The sequence below is a fragment of the Pseudomonas sp. genome, from assembly GCF_035554175.1.
Lineage (GTDB): Bacteria > Pseudomonadota > Gammaproteobacteria > Pseudomonadales > Pseudomonadaceae > Aquipseudomonas.
Window position 1 is genome coordinate 50,240 of record NZ_DATMIV010000022.1, and the last position, 14,449, is coordinate 64,688.

12 protein-coding genes are annotated in these 14,449 nt (G+C 61.4%); 5 read left to right on the forward strand and 7 right to left on the reverse strand.

What is annotated here, in order from left to right; translation table 11 throughout:
- Positions 1 to 6 precede the first annotated feature (6 nt).
- Positions 7 to 492, reverse strand: a complete 486-nt coding sequence (locus VNV36_RS11620) for a GlcG/HbpS family heme-binding protein (RefSeq protein ID WP_325717878.1) — start codon at positions 490 to 492, stop codon at positions 7 to 9.
- Between the two features lie 135 nt (positions 493 to 627).
- Between VNV36_RS11620 and VNV36_RS11625 the strand changes: the two genes are divergently transcribed.
- Both VNV36_RS11625 and VNV36_RS11630 read left to right on the forward strand, forming a co-directional pair.
- Entirely contained in the window at positions 628 to 1,308 is a 681-nt protein-coding gene (locus VNV36_RS11625; RefSeq protein ID WP_325717879.1) for a heavy metal response regulator transcription factor, read from the forward strand.
- Positions 1,298 to 2,683 (forward strand): heavy metal sensor histidine kinase, encoded by a 1,386-nt coding sequence (locus tag VNV36_RS11630; protein WP_325717880.1) that lies wholly within the window; start codon positions 1,298 to 1,300, stop codon positions 2,681 to 2,683. Before VNV36_RS11625 ends, VNV36_RS11630 begins: the two co-directional genes overlap by 11 nt.
- A gap of 104 nt (positions 2,684 to 2,787) precedes the next feature.
- On the opposite strand, the gene VNV36_RS11635 is transcribed toward VNV36_RS11630, so the two are convergent.
- Positions 2,788 to 3,792: an AraC family transcriptional regulator gene (locus VNV36_RS11635; protein WP_325717881.1), complete on the reverse strand. Its 1,005-nt coding sequence runs from the start codon at positions 3,790 to 3,792 to the stop codon at positions 2,788 to 2,790.
- A 100-nt stretch (positions 3,793 to 3,892) separates the two neighbouring features.
- Here VNV36_RS11635 and VNV36_RS11640 point away from each other — a divergent pair, with 100 nt between their 5' ends.
- Positions 3,893 to 4,966 carry a fatty acid desaturase gene (locus VNV36_RS11640; protein WP_325717882.1) on the forward strand — a complete coding sequence of 358 codons (1,074 nt, stop codon included), beginning with the start codon at positions 3,893 to 3,895 and terminating at the stop codon, positions 4,964 to 4,966.
- A gap of 103 nt (positions 4,967 to 5,069) precedes the next feature.
- On the opposite strand, the gene VNV36_RS11645 is transcribed toward VNV36_RS11640, so the two are convergent.
- Genes VNV36_RS11645 through VNV36_RS11655 form a run of 3 tightly spaced genes read right to left on the reverse strand, consistent with a single transcriptional unit; the run spans position 5,070 to position 9,105 of the window.
- Positions 5,070 to 6,680, reverse strand: coding sequence for an arylsulfatase (locus VNV36_RS11645; protein WP_325717883.1), 1,611 nt, complete (start codon positions 6,678 to 6,680; stop codon positions 5,070 to 5,072).
- A 14-nt stretch (positions 6,681 to 6,694) separates the two neighbouring features.
- Entirely contained in the window at positions 6,695 to 7,510 is an 816-nt protein-coding gene (locus tag VNV36_RS11650; RefSeq protein ID WP_325717884.1) for an ABC transporter ATP-binding protein, read from the reverse strand.
- The gene (locus tag VNV36_RS11655; protein WP_325717885.1) at positions 7,507 to 9,105 is read right to left on the reverse strand and encodes an ABC transporter permease; all 1,599 of its coding nucleotides are present in this window, start codon (positions 9,103 to 9,105) and stop codon (positions 7,507 to 7,509) included. The genes VNV36_RS11650 and VNV36_RS11655 overlap by 4 nt, the downstream gene beginning before the upstream one ends.
- A gap of 382 nt (positions 9,106 to 9,487) precedes the next feature.
- On the opposite strand from VNV36_RS11655, the gene VNV36_RS11660 reads away from it, so the two are divergent.
- Entirely contained in the window at positions 9,488 to 10,501 is a 1,014-nt protein-coding gene (locus VNV36_RS11660) for an ABC transporter substrate-binding protein (RefSeq protein WP_325717886.1), read from the forward strand.
- Between the two features lie 78 nt (positions 10,502 to 10,579).
- On the opposite strand, the gene VNV36_RS11665 is transcribed toward VNV36_RS11660, so the two are convergent.
- A complete protein-coding gene (locus VNV36_RS11665) occupies positions 10,580 to 11,500 on the reverse strand; it encodes a LysR family transcriptional regulator (protein WP_325717887.1) in 921 nt (306 codons plus the stop codon).
- Between the two features lie 182 nt (positions 11,501 to 11,682).
- On the opposite strand from VNV36_RS11665, the gene VNV36_RS11670 reads away from it, so the two are divergent.
- Positions 11,683 to 12,603: a TauD/TfdA dioxygenase family protein gene (locus VNV36_RS11670; RefSeq protein WP_325717888.1), complete on the forward strand. Its 921-nt coding sequence runs from the start codon at positions 11,683 to 11,685 to the stop codon at positions 12,601 to 12,603.
- A gap of 107 nt (positions 12,604 to 12,710) precedes the next feature.
- Here VNV36_RS11670 and VNV36_RS11675 read toward each other — a convergent pair whose 3' ends face one another.
- On the reverse strand, positions 12,711 to 14,327 hold the full coding sequence (locus tag VNV36_RS11675; RefSeq protein ID WP_325717889.1) for an alkaline phosphatase family protein: 1,617 nt from the start codon (positions 14,325 to 14,327) through the stop codon (positions 12,711 to 12,713).
- Positions 14,328 to 14,449: the final 122 nt, after the last annotated feature.

The window sequence follows — 14,449 nt, forward strand, 5'->3', positions numbered from 1 at the left end:
ATCTCCTTAGTGGGAACGGGTGATGGTCAGGCCGGCTTTGTCGGCGGCGGCGAGGGCGCAGTTTTCGTCTTGCTCACCGCCGCCGGAACCGGCCACGCCCATGGCGCCGACCAGTTCGCTGCCGGCGAACAGCGGAATGCCGCCGCCGAGCAACAGCAATTCGTCGAGAGTGTTGAGGTTGGCGGTTTCCGGGTTGTTGCGGGCGCGCTCGGCGAACAGCCGCGTCGGTGTCTTGGTCGACAGCGCGGTGTAGGCCTTGCGCTGGCTGGCGGCGGTGTTGTGCGGGCCGACACCGTCACCCCGCAGGGTCACCAGCAGATTGCCGCCACGGTCGAGCACCGACACCGTGCCGGTGCAAGAGCTCATCGCCTTGTCGGCCAGCCAGCGTGCGGTTTTCAGATCGAGATCGGCGTGACGCGGCAGTTCAGGCGTGGCGATGGCGGCGCCGCTGAGGCCGAGCATCAGGCTGGCGACAAGGTATTTGACGGTCATGTGCAGGCTCCAATGGGAAGACCTGAACCTTAACCGGCGTACTTCGTCAGAACCCCGTCAGGCAGATTACAAGTTTGTAATGGGCAACGGCGCCGAACACGCCTAGCCTGTGTGCCTGATCAATCGAGGTGTGCCATGCGTTTGCTGGTCGTAGAAGATGAAGCCAAAACCGCCAATTTCATTGCCAAGGGCCTGGGCGAGTCGGGATTCGCCGTGGACGTGGCGCTCAATGGTCTCGATGGCCGCTATTTTATCGAGCAGCAGGAATACGACCTGATCATCCTCGACGTCATGCTGCCCGGCCTCAATGGTTGGCAATTGCTGCAACTGATCCGCCAGCACGGCGCCACACCAGTGCTGTTTCTCACCGCCAAGGACGCCATTGAAGACCGCGTCCGTGGGCTGGAACTGGGCGCCGACGATTACCTGCTCAAACCCTTCGCCTTCGCCGAACTGCTCGCGCGGGTGCGCACGCTGCTGCGACGCGGGCCGCTGCGCGAAGCCGAGTCCTACAGCATCGCCGATCTGGAAATCGATGTGCTGCGTCGCCGCGTCAGTCGGGGCGGGCAGCGCATCGCGCTGACCAACAAGGAATTCGCCTTGCTGCAATTGCTCGCCAGTCGCCAGGGCGAAGTGCTGTCGCGCACGCTGATCGCTTCGCAGGTGTGGAACCTGAATTTCGACAGCGACACCAACATGGTCGAAGTCGCGGTTCGTCGCCTGCGCGCCAAGGTTGACGACCCGTACATGCCCAAACTTATCCACACCGTGCGTGGCGTCGGTTATCAACTGGAAGCGCCAGACAATGTGGAGTAGATCGATCGCCTGGCGTCTGGCATTGGCGTTCGCCACGGTCTGCGCCTTGGTGCTGAGTGCCATCGGCGTGTTCCTCTATCGCTCGCTGGCCTCAGAATTGGCCTTTCGTGACGACATGGCCCTGCTCGGTCGCCTCGAGCAAGTGCGTGCCTTGCTTGCCGACAGCGACAGCCTCGACGCGCTGCAGGCGCGGCCACGTCTGTATCAGAACATGCTTGGCAATCTCGACAGCCTGCTGCTGGTACGTCGGGCTGGCGGCTCCAGCGTGATCGCGATCAACCCGCGCCAGCGCGAGTTGCCGGTACTCACTGCGTTGCCGCGAGAACAACTGCCGCAGCGCCGCGACGTGCTCACCTGGCGGGCCCGCGACGGTGCCGAACTGGCGCTGCTGTCCGGACAGGCCCAAGGCCCCAACGGGGAAGTGCTGACGGTGATCGCCGGCAAAGTGCTGAGCGAGCGCGAGCAGATGCTCGGCAGTTATCGCCTGCGTTTGTACCTGTCTGTCGGCCTCGGCGCGTTGCTCGCTTTTGCCTTGGGATTGCTGTTGCTGCGCCGGGGACTGCAGCCGTTGCGCCAGTTGAGCGAAGCGGTGCGCAGCATCGATCTGCGCAGTCTCGATCGACGCCTGCCCGCCGAGGGCACGCCGGCCGAACTGCGCGAGCCGGTGCTTGCGCTCAACGGCATGCTGGCGCGGCTGGACGACAGCGTGCAGCGCCTGTCGCAATTCTCCGCCGACCTCGCCCACGAAATACGCACGCCGCTGCACACCTTGCTCGCCAGCAACGGCCAGGCCCTGAATCACCCGCGCAGCGCTGCGGAATATCAGGAAGTGCTGGCCTCGAACATGGAAGAATTCGAACGGCTCAAGCGCATGGCCGAGAACCTGATGTTCCTTGCCCGCGCCGAACAGGCCGAACGTGCTCTCAATCTGCAAGCACTGGACTTGTACAACGTCGGCGACGAGCTCTGCGATTACTTCGAAGCCCTCGCCGATGATCGCGATCTTCAACTGCAAAACCGCATGCACGGTGAATTGCCCGCCGACCAGCAACTGCTGCAACGCGCCCTCGGCAACCTTTTAGCCAACGCCGTACGCCACGCCGACCCCGGCAGCCTGATCAGCCTGCGCCGCCGCGATGAACCGGGTATGTGTTGGCTGCAAGTGCACAACCAAGGCCCGGTCATCCCGCCTGAGCATCTGGGCAAACTGTTCGACCGCTTTTATCGCGTCGATCCATCGCGAGCCGAACCAGGGGATTCGGGCGGGTTGGGGCTGGCGATAGTGCAGTCGATCATGCAGTTGCATGGCGGGCGGGTGCGGGTGAGTAGTGATGCTGACGGCACCGTGTTCGAGCTGGGCTTTGTAGTGAATTGAAGGGCGCAATCGCGAGCAGGCTCACTCCTGCAATTGGAATGCGTTTCTCCTGTAGGAGTGAGCCTGCTCGCGATGGCGCCGGATCAAACAAAGGTAATTTCAGCTCAACGCAACCCATCGCGAAACTGCCCCGGCGTCATCCCCGTCCAGCGCTTGAACGCGCGGCTGAAGCTGCTGGTATCGGCAAACCCCAATAGATAACTCACCTCACTCAAGGAACACTGCGGATCGCGCAGGTGCAGCAGCGCCAGATTCTCCCGGCTTTCGTTGAGCAGGGTGTCGAAGCGACAGCCTTCGTCCGCCAGATGCCGTTGCAGGCTGCGCAGGCTCAGGTGCAAGGCCTGGGCGATGCGTTCGGCGCTCGGTTCGCCTTCGGGCAATTGTTCTTCAATGGCATCGCGCACCTTGCGCTCCCAGGTCAGCGGTTTGAGCTGGGCGAGGGTGCGCTTGAGTACGGCCTCGTTATGCTCGGCGAGTTCCGGGTTGGCGTCATCGAGGTGGCTGTCGAAGTCGGTGAGGGCAAACTCCAGGCGGTCTTCGGCGGCGGAAAAATACACTGGCGCGCGGAAGACTTTGTGCCATTGCTGGGCGTCGCTCGGCTCCGGGCGACGCAAGTACACCGCCAGCGGTGCGTAGTCGCGGCCGAGGCGATTGCGGCAGGTGCGCACGTAGATTGCGGTGAACGCATCGATGGCTTCGAATGCCGGCGCGGGGTGGCCTGGCGGGATTTTCAGGCGGAACTGATAGCGGTCTGCGCGGCGGCTCAGTTCCAGCTCCAGGGCATCGCTGACCACCGGGTGATAGCGCACGATGCGCTCGAACACCTCGCGCAAGCTGCCGCTGGCCACCAGCGCATAACCCAGCGCGTGGAAGGTGGTCGGGCTGACGAAACGCGACACGCGCAAGCCCAGCGCCGGATCGCCGCTGGCCTCAACGGCGAGCCCCCACAGGCGTGTGGTGCCTGACAGCGGATAACGCGCGTTGGGATCGTCCATCAGTGTCGGGTCGAGCCCGGCTTGCTGGCACAGGACAAGGCTGTCCAGTCCCAGCGCGTCGAGTTGCTTGCGCAGGGCACGGGTCCAGCTGGCGAGGGAGGTCGGTTCCTTCATGCAGATTGGCGCGTCCGGTCAACAGGTTGGCGTTCCTGGCTAGCGCGGTTAAAGCGCCGGCGAGGCACGATGCACACATCTTAGACCCGAGGATGGAAGCATGGACGGTACTTCTGCAAGCCCCCAACGTCTCAATGCCGCGCAACGCTCGGCGTATATTCGTGAAGTAGTGCTGGCCAAAGGTGTGCAATTGCGCGAGCGCTACCCGATTCTCCAGCACCAGGATGCCCTTGGCGCGGGGATTCTGGTGTTTGCCCTGGCCGGGATGATCGGTTCGGCGGCGCTGTACATCACTGGTCATATGGCATGGTGGGTGTGCCTGTTGCTCAATGGGTTTTTCGCCTCGCTGACCCATGAGCTTGAGCACGACCTGATCCACAGCATGTATTTCCGCAAACAGCGCGTGCCGCACAACCTGATGATGGGCCTGGTCTGGCTGGCGCGGCCGAGCACGATCAACCCGTGGATTCGTCGCCATTTGCATCTCAATCATCACAAGGTCTCCGGCACCGAAGCTGACATGGAGGAACGTGCGATCACCAACGGCGAGCCATGGGGTTTTGCGCGGCTGTTGATGGTGGGTGACAACGTCATGTCGGCGTTCATCCGCATGCTCAGGGCCAAGACCTGGGCGCACAGGCTGAGCATCGGCAAACGCGTGCTCAAGGTCTACGCACCGCTGGCGCTGCTGCACTGGGGCGCGTGGTATGTGTTTCTCGGCTTTCACGCGGCCAACGGTATTGCCTGGCTGCTGGGCTCGCCAATCGAGTGGTCGGCCACCACGCTGTCGGTGATGCAGGTGATCGACATCGCCGCCGTGGTGATCATCGGCCCGAACGTGCTGCGCACTTTTTGCCTGCATTTCATCAGCTCGAACATGCATTACTACGGCGACATCGAACCGGGCAATGTGCTGCAGCAGTGTCAGGTGCTCAATCCATGGTGGCTGTGGCCGCTGCAGGCGTTCTGCTTCAACTTCGGCAGCAGTCACGGGATTCATCATTTTGTCGTGAAGGAGCCGTTTTACATTCGTCAGATGACCGTGCCGGTGGCGCACAAGGTGATGCGCGAGATGGGCGTGCGGTTCAACGATTTCGGCACGTTTGGCCGGGCCAACCGGTTTGTTCGTCAGGTCGCAATGGTGAATGAAGAAGTGCGTACCGCTCGGGTTTGATGGGTTGTCATCAAGGGCCCCTTCGCGAGCAGGCTCGCTCCCACAGTTGTAATGCGATCCACTGTGGGAGCGAGCCTGCTCGCGAATACGATCTGTCACGATATCAATCCGGCTGAAACGGCGAAGCACTCAGGATCACCCCGGTCTCCTCGACATACCGCTGCCAATGCCCGATCAATGCACTGAGTTTCTGCGGCTGACTCAACGCCAGATCATGAATCTCCCCCGGATCGCTCGCCAAGTCATACAGCTGCCAGGTTGCCGGCCCGACCGGCCCGGGAATGAACACCGCTTTCCACGAGCCCTGGCGAATCGCCCGGCGCCCGAACAATTCCCAACCGGTCACGGTGTGCTCGTCATGCACCTGCGCGGTCTCGCCGGACAAAAAGCCCAGCCACGACTTGCCGCGCAGTGGCGCCACCGCTTTGCCTTTCCACTGTTTGCCCGGGTGCCGCACGCCAGCCAGATCAAGGATGGTCGGAGTGATGTCCATCACAGTGCCGAAGCCATGGCTGATCTGCCCTTTGAGCGGCAGTTGCGGATAGTGCAGCAGCGCCGGCACGCGAATTCCACCCTCGGTGGTGAAGGCCTTGAACAATCGTGATGGCGCGGTCGCCACCTGCGCCCAGTTCGGACCGTACCAGACATAGGAGTTGGCTCGGCCAATGTTGTCGAGGCTGTTGTCGTAGTGCTGGTTCAGGTAGGTCATCAGCTCCGGGCCGAACTTGGGGAACGCTTCCAGCAGCGCGCCTTCGGCACCGTTGTCGGACATGAACAGGATGAACGTGTTATCGAGCTGACCTTGCTGGCGCAGGTAATCGACGACCCGGCCGATGTTCCAGTCCATGCGCTCGACCATCGCCGCGTAGACCTCCATCGCTCGTGCGGAAATCTGCTTTTGCTCGTCGCTCAAGGCGTCCCACTGTGCGCTGAGCTGAATCAGCGGATGCGGTTCGACATCTGCCTCGATAAGGCCCAGCGCCTTGAGTTTTTCCAGACGTTCAAGGCGCAACACTTCGGGGCCCGCGTCGTAGCGGCCACGGTATTTTCCGACGATGTCTGCGGGCGCCTGTAGCGGCCAGTGCGGTGCGGAGAAGGGCAGATAGGCGAAGAACGGCCGGCTCTGATCGCGTTCCTTGAGGTATTGCAGCAGCTTGTCGCCGAAGGCATCTGACGAATAGAAATCCTTGGGCAACTCGTCGAGAAACCGATCATCCTCGATGTACAGCGCCGGAGTGGATTTCAGCAAGCCCGGCGTCTGCTCATCGTAGGTCGGCTCGAAACCATAGTGGTTGGCGGCGCCCGGCAACAGCGAAAACGAGCGCTCGAAACCCCGCGCATGCGGCGCCAGTTCGGCCTTCAGACCGAGGTGCCATTTGCCGCTCATCAAGGTCTGATAACCGGCCTCGCGCAGCAGCTCGGGCAGGGCGACAACGCGGTCGTTGAGGTAGCCCTCGTAGCCGGGTTTGCCGATCAGTTCCGGGGTCAACGCTTCGGCCATGGTGCCGATGCCGGCGATGTGGTGATCGGTGCCGGTGAGCAGCATCGAGCGCGTCGGCGAGCAGGTCGGTGCGGTGTGAAAGTCGGTCAGACGCAGGCCATTGTGGGCCAGCGCATCGAGGTTCGGCGTGGCGATTTCGCCGCCGAACGCGCCGATGTCGGAAAAGCCTAGATCGTCGGCCAGAATCACCAGGAAATTGGGACGTTGCGGCATCGCGAAACTCCTGTTCAGCAGGCAATGAACGTCAGCGGCAGATCGCGGATCTGCACCGGTGCGCTCGGTTGGTAATGGTCATCACTGGTCAGTTCGTGCAGCAGTTCTTCGCGCAACTGATGGAAGTCGAAACTGCTGCGCTGGCGCGGGTGCGGCAGGCCGATATCGACCACTTGCTTGATCCGCCCGGGCCGCGGCTCCATCACCACCACGCGATCGGCGAGAAAAATCGCTTCCTCGACATCGTGGGTCACCAGAATCGTGGTGATCTTCGCCCGGTCGCGGATCGCCAACAGCTCGTCCTGCATTTGCTGACGGGTCAGTGCATCGAGAGCACCGAAGGGTTCGTCCAGCAGCAGGATTCGCGGGCTGGCAACCAGGCCACGGGCGATCGCCACGCGCTGGGCCATGCCGCCGGAGAGTTGATGCGGATAAGCCTCCGTGAAATCGCTGAGGCCGACCAGCGCGATAAAGTCTTTGATGCGTTGTTGTTTCTGCGCCCCGCTCAGCGGTTCGTTGACCAGCCCGAGACCGATGTTGTCGGCGACGCTCAGCCACGGAAACAACCGGTGCTCCTGGAAAACGATGCCGCGCTCGCCGCCGATACCGCTGACGGCTTTGCCATCGACGCTGATCTGCCCGCGAAACTCGGTGTCGAGACCGACCAGCAGACGCAGCAGGGTGGATTTGCCGCAGCCGCTGGAGCCGACAATGGCGACGAACTCGCCTTCGCTGATGTCCAGGTTGAATTCGCGAATCGCTTCCAGTTCGAAACCGTTGACGTCGAAGGATTTGCCTACGTGGTTGAAGCTGACAATCGGTGCGTTCATGCGTGTCTCCAGCGGGTCGCGCGAATTTCCAGGCGTTGGCCGATCAGGTTGAGCAGGGCGCCGGTGAGGCCGACCAGCAGCATGCCGGCCATGATCAGATCCATGCGCAGCAACTGTTGTGCGCCGATCATCTGGCTGCCGATGCCGCCATTGGACGGCATGAAGTATTCGGCACCGATGGTGCCCAGCCAGGCGTAAATCAGGCTCAGTCTGAGCCCGGCGAAAATCCCCGGCGCAGCGCCGGGCAGCACCAGTCGGCGCAGTCGTTGGCCGAGGCTCAGGCGTAGCACTTGCGCCGCTTCGCTCAGTTGCGGCGACAGGTTGGCAACGCTGCGCTGGGTGGCGATGAACAGCGGAAAGAAAGCGGCGAGGGCGACGAACACCCACTTGGCCAGTTCGCCGAGGCCAAACCACGCGGTGAGCAGCGGCACCCAGGCGAAAATCGCAATCTGGCGCAGTGCGGACAGTGTCGGGCCGAGCAAGCGTTCGCTGAAGCGCGAAAGTCCGAGCAGCAAGCCCAATGCGAAACCTGATCCGCCGCCGAGCATCAAACCGCCGAGGGTGCGGCTCAGGCTCAGCGCCATGCCGTTAACCAGCGTGCCGTCCAGCATTCCATCCGCTGCCGTGGTCAGCACGGTAACCGGGCTGACCAGGATATTGGCGTCGACCCACTGTTGATCAGTGGCCAGTTGCCAAAGCGCCAACAATCCCAACGGCAGCAGCCATGGCTGCAACCGTTGCCAGCCTTGATAGCGCGGGCCGCGAGTGATTTGCGCGGTGGCCGGGTGCGGCCAGTGCACCAGTTTGCGATCGAGCAGACCGATGCCACGATCCATCGCAACGCCGATCAAACCGATGACCACGATGCACACGAAGACGATATCGAGCATGAACAACTGACGCGCCCAGACCATCAGGTAACCGATGCCTTCGCTGGAGGCGAGCAGCTCGACCGCCAGCAGCGATGTCCAGCCGGCAGCCAATGCCAGACGTACACCGGCCATGAACGCCGGCAGCGCCGCTGGCAGCACCAGGCGCCGAATCAACAGGCGCGGCGGCAGGCGCAACACGGCGGCAGCTTCGCGCAGTTTCGGTTGCGCATCACGCACGCCAACCAGTGTGTGCAGGGTCACCGGCACCACGATGGCTTTGATCAGCACCACCAGTTTCAGCACTTCGCCGATGCCGAAAAACACCATGAACAATGGAATCCACGCCAGCGTCGGCACCTGCGCCAGGGCGGCGAAGGTGGGGAAAATCAAACGCTCCAGACGTCGACTGAAACCCAGCGTCGCCCCAACAATCGCACCCGCCGAAATCCCCGCGAGCAAGCCCCAGAACAGCCGTTGCAGGCTGATCCACAGATGGCTCCATAACTCACCTTGCGCCAGTTCCACCGCGCTGTTCCATACCAGCGCGGGCGTCGGCAGGATCTGCTCGCTCATCCACTGATTGCGCGCGGCCAGCCACCAAAGGGCGAACAGGCTCACAGGCAGCAGCCAAGGCAACAGACGTTGATTCGGGCCGGTCCAGGCGCGGCGGCTATGCAGCGGCGGCGCGGCCAGCGGCAGGCTGAGCAGGGATTGTCGGGCCATGGGTGACCTCCGTTGTCGGGTTGGATCGAGATCGAGTCAAGACCAAAAGATCGCAGCCTTCGGCAGCTCTTACATGGATCGCAATCCCCCTGTAGGAGCTGCTGAAGGCTGCGATTCTTAGCGGTATCAGTGACAAGAAAACAGTTATAAGCGGGAAGTAGAAGTATCAATTTGGAGATAAGAGAGGCCATTTAAGGCCGATGGCCCACACGCATCCAATGCATTCGAAGAATATTTTCGATGCTTCCCGTGCATACACCGCTACAAACCCCGTGTTTTGCCGCTTAGTTCTCAAAGCTATAAAAATGTGCATTTATAGTATTTAAGTGCAGGTTGGCATTCGGCCTACTTTCACCTCCTCAGTGATCAAGGAGCCGCACCCATGAACCTTCCTTTCAAACGTCTCATCAGTCTGTTGGCCGCGCCGGCGCTTGCGGGCTTTCTTGCGCTCAGTGCTCAAGCCGATGAGCTGAAGGAAATCCGCATCGCCGTGCCCGATCTCAGCGCCGGCACGCAGCACAGTGGTGGCGGCATTGTCGACGTATTGCGCGATCAGCAGATCTTCGAAAAGGCTTTTGCCGAGCAAGGCATCAAGATCCAGTGGAGTTTCTTCAAGGGTGCCGGGCCGGTGATCAATGAGGCGTTTGCCAATGGCCAGGTGGATCTGGCCTATCTCGGTGACCTCGCCGCGATCATCGGTAAATCCAACGGGCTGGACACGCGCCTGCTCAGCGCCACCGCGCGCGGGGTCAAGCAATACCTCGGCGTGGTGCCGGGCTCGGGAATCAAGACCCTGCAGGATCTCAAGGGCAAACGCGTGGCGATCTTCCGCGGCACGGCGACGCAGCTGTCGTTCGACGCGGCGTTGGCCAGTCAGGGGCTAAGCGAGAAAGATGTGAAAGTCATCAATCTGGATTTCAACGCCGCGGTCTCGGCACTCGCGGCCAAGCAGATCGATGCGTCCTGGGGCAGCTCCGGCCTGAGTGCCTTGCAAGCCAAAGGCCTGGCGCAACTGCCGCTCAACACCAAGAACCTTGGCGGCGCCGGCAGCGTGCAGGCGGTGTTGCTGGGTAACGGCAAGTTTGTCGATGCGCATCCTGAAGTCATTGCGAAACTGCTCAAAGCGCAGCAACAGGCGGTCGAGTGGCTGACTCAGGACAGTAACAAGCAAGCCTATGTGCAGCTGGTATCAGAGCTGGCCAGTTACCCGCCAGTGATCCTCACTCAGGATCTGCAAGACCAGAATCTGAGCGAGATTTTCCCGTCGACACTCGATCCGGTGTTCCTCAGCGACCTGCAGGACAAGGTCGATCTGGCGGCGCAGCAGAAGCTGATTCGCAAGCCGTTCAAGGTGAGTGACTGGGTGGCGCCTGGGCTTTCTGCAGCCAAGCTCTGAAAGCACAAGATCGCAGCCTTCGGCAGCTCCTACAGGAGAGCGCATTCCCCTGTAGGAGCTGTCGAAGGCTGCGATCTTTCAGACGGCGACGCTGACGTCCTGCCGATCCACCGCCACCAGCGTTTCGATCATCGCCCTGGCCGCCGGTGACAAGCGAAAACCGGTGCGGCTGACGATGCCGCAACGGGCGTTCATGCTCTCGAGGTTTTGTGGCAGGTTGCGCCAGTGCAACAACACCAGCGAACCCTTGGTGACATCCTCGACAAACGCCTCTTCGGTGCCGACACCGACGGCATTGGATTGCAGCACCACTTTGATCAGCGCCGGAAAGTGTTCGGTCTCGATGGTCGGCGAGAAATCGATGCGCCCGCTCAGATTCGCCAGCAGCTTGCGAATGCCCGGCGGGATCAGGGTGGCCGCCAGCGGATAATCGAACATGTCGTTGGTCGACAGACTCTCCTTGGCTAGCAGCGGATGCCCTGGCCGGCAGAAAAATACCCCGCGCTTGGGCGTCAGCTGTTGGGTCTGGAAGTTCGGGTCGGACTCGAAATGGCGGATGTCGGCGATGAAGAATTCGATTTCTTCGCGGCTGAGTGCACGGCTGAGTTTTTCCCAGTTATCCACCTGAAAACAGGTACGCACTTTCGGGTGTGCATTGATGAACTGCGCCACCGCATCCGGCACCAGTTTTACCGCCGGTGCCGGGCCGCAACCGAAGTGCACCTCGCCGGCGTCCAGCTTGGTCATCTGCGTCACTTCAGCGCTGAGTAGCGCCGCGCCTTGCACCAGGGTCAGGGCGTGTTGCAGCACCACCTGCCCCTCGGGCGTCGGGCGCAAGTCCTTGTTGCCGCGATCCACCAGCACGCAGCCGAACTCTTGCTCCAGCCCCTGAATACTGCGGCTGAACGCCGGTTGAGTGATGCCCATGGCGTCAGCCGCACGGACAAAACTGCGGTGTTCATTGAGGGCGATGAAGTAGCGCAACTGGCGAAGATCCATATGCTTTTCCGGCATCCTAAAAATAGCTCGAAGGCATTTGCGACGAGGGTCGCTTGAGGTTTTAAATGCAAGCTCTTATTCCGTCAATGAAGCATGTGAATATCTATTAGATGTAAATGGAATATAGATAGAGCATTGTTTCGCTGCCGTGAAAACCGCAAGCCGTCGATGAGGGTCTTCCCATGAGCAATGCCGCACTTGCTGTAAAACCTGTTTCTAATGCGTTGCAGATTCACCCCGTGGCCGGGCGTATCGGTGCCGAAATCCGCGGCGTGCACCTGTCCGGTGAGCTGGACGCCGCCACCGTTGACGCGATTCAACAGGCGCTGGTCGAATACAAAGTGCTGTTCTTCCGCGAGCAGACTCAGCTCGACGATCAGCGCCAGGAAGCCTTTGCCCATCTGCTCGGCGAACCCGTGGCGCACCCGACCGTGCCATCGCGCGAAGGCACCCGTTATCTGCTCGAGCTGGATGGCGCCGAAGGGCAGCGCGCCAACTCCTGGCACACCGACGTGACCTTCGTCGATGCCTATCCGAAAGCCTCGATTCTGCGCTCGGTGGTCGCGCCGGCATTCGGCGGCGATACCCTCTGGGCCAACACCGCGACGGCCTACAGCGGCTTGCCGATCGAGCTGCGTGAACTGGCCGACAAACTCACCGCCGTGCACAGCAACGAGTACGACTATGCGGGTGCGAAACCGGACGTCTCGGCGGAGAAACTGGAGCGCTATCGCAAAGTCTTCACCTCGACCGTTTACGAAACCGAACATCCGGTGGTGCGTGTGCACCCCATCAGCGGCGAGAAGAGCCTGCTGCTGGGGCATTTCGTCAAACGCATCAAAGGTTATTCGCAGGCGGATTCGGCGCACCTGTTCGGCTTGCTGCAAAGCCATGTGATCCGTCAGGAAAACACCGTGCGCTGGCGCTGGCAGGCCGGTGATGTGGCGATCTGGGACAACCGCTCGACGCAGCACTATGCGATTGATGATTACGGCACCCAGGATCGGGTGGTGCGCAGGGTGACGCTCAAGGGCGAGGTACCGGTGGGGGTGAATGGGCAGCGCAGTCAGACCATCAAGGGTCCGGATATCGTCGGCGTCTGATCGGGGCTCATCGCGAGCAGGCTCGCTCCCACAATGGATCTGTGCCGAACACAACGGATGTGTTCGACGCCAAACCCTGTGAGAGCGTGCCTGCTCGCGAAGGGCTGTCACCACACACCGATCTGAACGACCTTCTCGATTTCAGGCTCACCATAACGAAACCGCTGCCCGCGCAAGTCGATCTCCTGATGGCTGATCGTCGTACGCCGCTTCAGTCCGCGCACCCACTCAAACAGATACCCCGCATGCTCCTCGCGCACCGCTGCGTACGCCGGATCATCACCCAGATCACGCAACTCCTGCGGGTCATTCAGCAGATCAAAAAGCTGCGGTCGAAATCCGTCGTACGCCAGGTATTTCCAGCGCTCGCTGCGCACCATGGTCATGCGGCAACGGTCAATCGGCTGGCCCAGACGCTCGCGTGCCGGCGCCTGAAAGGCGTAGTCGTATTCGCTGATCGCGTAGTGGCGCCAATCAGGATGTTCGCCGTGCAGCAGCGGGATCAAGGAGCGCCCTTCCAGCCGGTGTTCCGCGCCCGGTAACCCCAGCGCGTGGAGAAACGTCGGCAACGCATCGATAGTTTCCGCCAAGCGATCATCGACAGTGCCACGGGTGACATCCGCTAGCGGCCGAGGGTCGCGCACGATCAGCGGCACGCCCACCGCCTGCTCCAGCAAAAATTCCTTCTCGCCCAGCCAATGATCGCCGAGGAAATCGCCGTGATCGCTGGTGAAGACGATCAAGGTGTCATCCCAGCGTCCGTTGCTCTGCAGAAAATCGAACAGCCGCCCCAACTGATCATCCACTTGCTTGATCAGGCCCATGTAGGTGGGGATTACATTTGAACGTACTGAATCGCGGGAGAAGTTGAGGCTTTCCTCATGCTGGCGAAAGGCAGTGTAGACAGGGTGTTTGCTGGCTTCAGAGGGCGTCGCACGGACCGGTTGGAGAATCGATTTCGTACTGTACAAGGTGTGGTATGGAGCCGGTACGATGTAGGGCCAGTGCGGTTTGATGTACGAGAGGTGTAAACACCAGGATTTCTCGCCTTGCTCAGCGATGAACTCGATGGCGCGATTTGTAGTGTAGACAGTCTCGGAGTGTTGCTCGGGAATGCGTGCTGGCAAATTCGCATGACGCATTTTCCAGCCGCTGAGGATTTCGCCGTTTTCGCCTTCGGCGGCGTTGGCCCAGTCGTGCCAGGGATTGCGGCCGTCGAAACCGTGTTCGCGCAGATAGTGGGTGTAGGGCGCGGATTCGCGCTTGTCGTCGAATAAAGGGTCGTCGGGATAGATGCCGTCGTGGCGCAGGTAGGGTTCGAACCCCACTTCGTTGAGCAACTCGGCTTGCGCGCTTTCCGGATTGATCGCCAAGCGCTGCAGGGCATCTATGTTGGCTGTCGCATGGGTCTTGCCGACCAGTGCGGTGCGGATGCCGCGAGGGCGCAGGTAATCGCCGATGGTCAGTTCTTCCAGCGGCAACGGCACAGCGTTCCATGCCACTTGATGGCTGCTGACATAGCGCCCGGTATAGGCCGACATGCGCGACGGGCCGCAGATCGTGCCCTGGGTGTAGGCACGGCTGAAACGCACGCCTTCGGCAGCGAGTCGATCGATATTCGGCGTGTGCAGATGCGGGTGGCCGTAGCAGGACAGGTAATCGCGGCGCAGCTGGTCGCACATGATGTACAGCACATTGCGCACGGGGTTGGGCGGGGTGGGCATGGGGTTCACCGGTCAATGGGACAGGTGAGGGTTTTCGCTGTCGGTGGGGGTGTTCGGCAAGTGCATTCGGGGAATGCAAATTATGCAGGGATTGCATCAGCGCTTCGCTAGCGGGCTCGCTC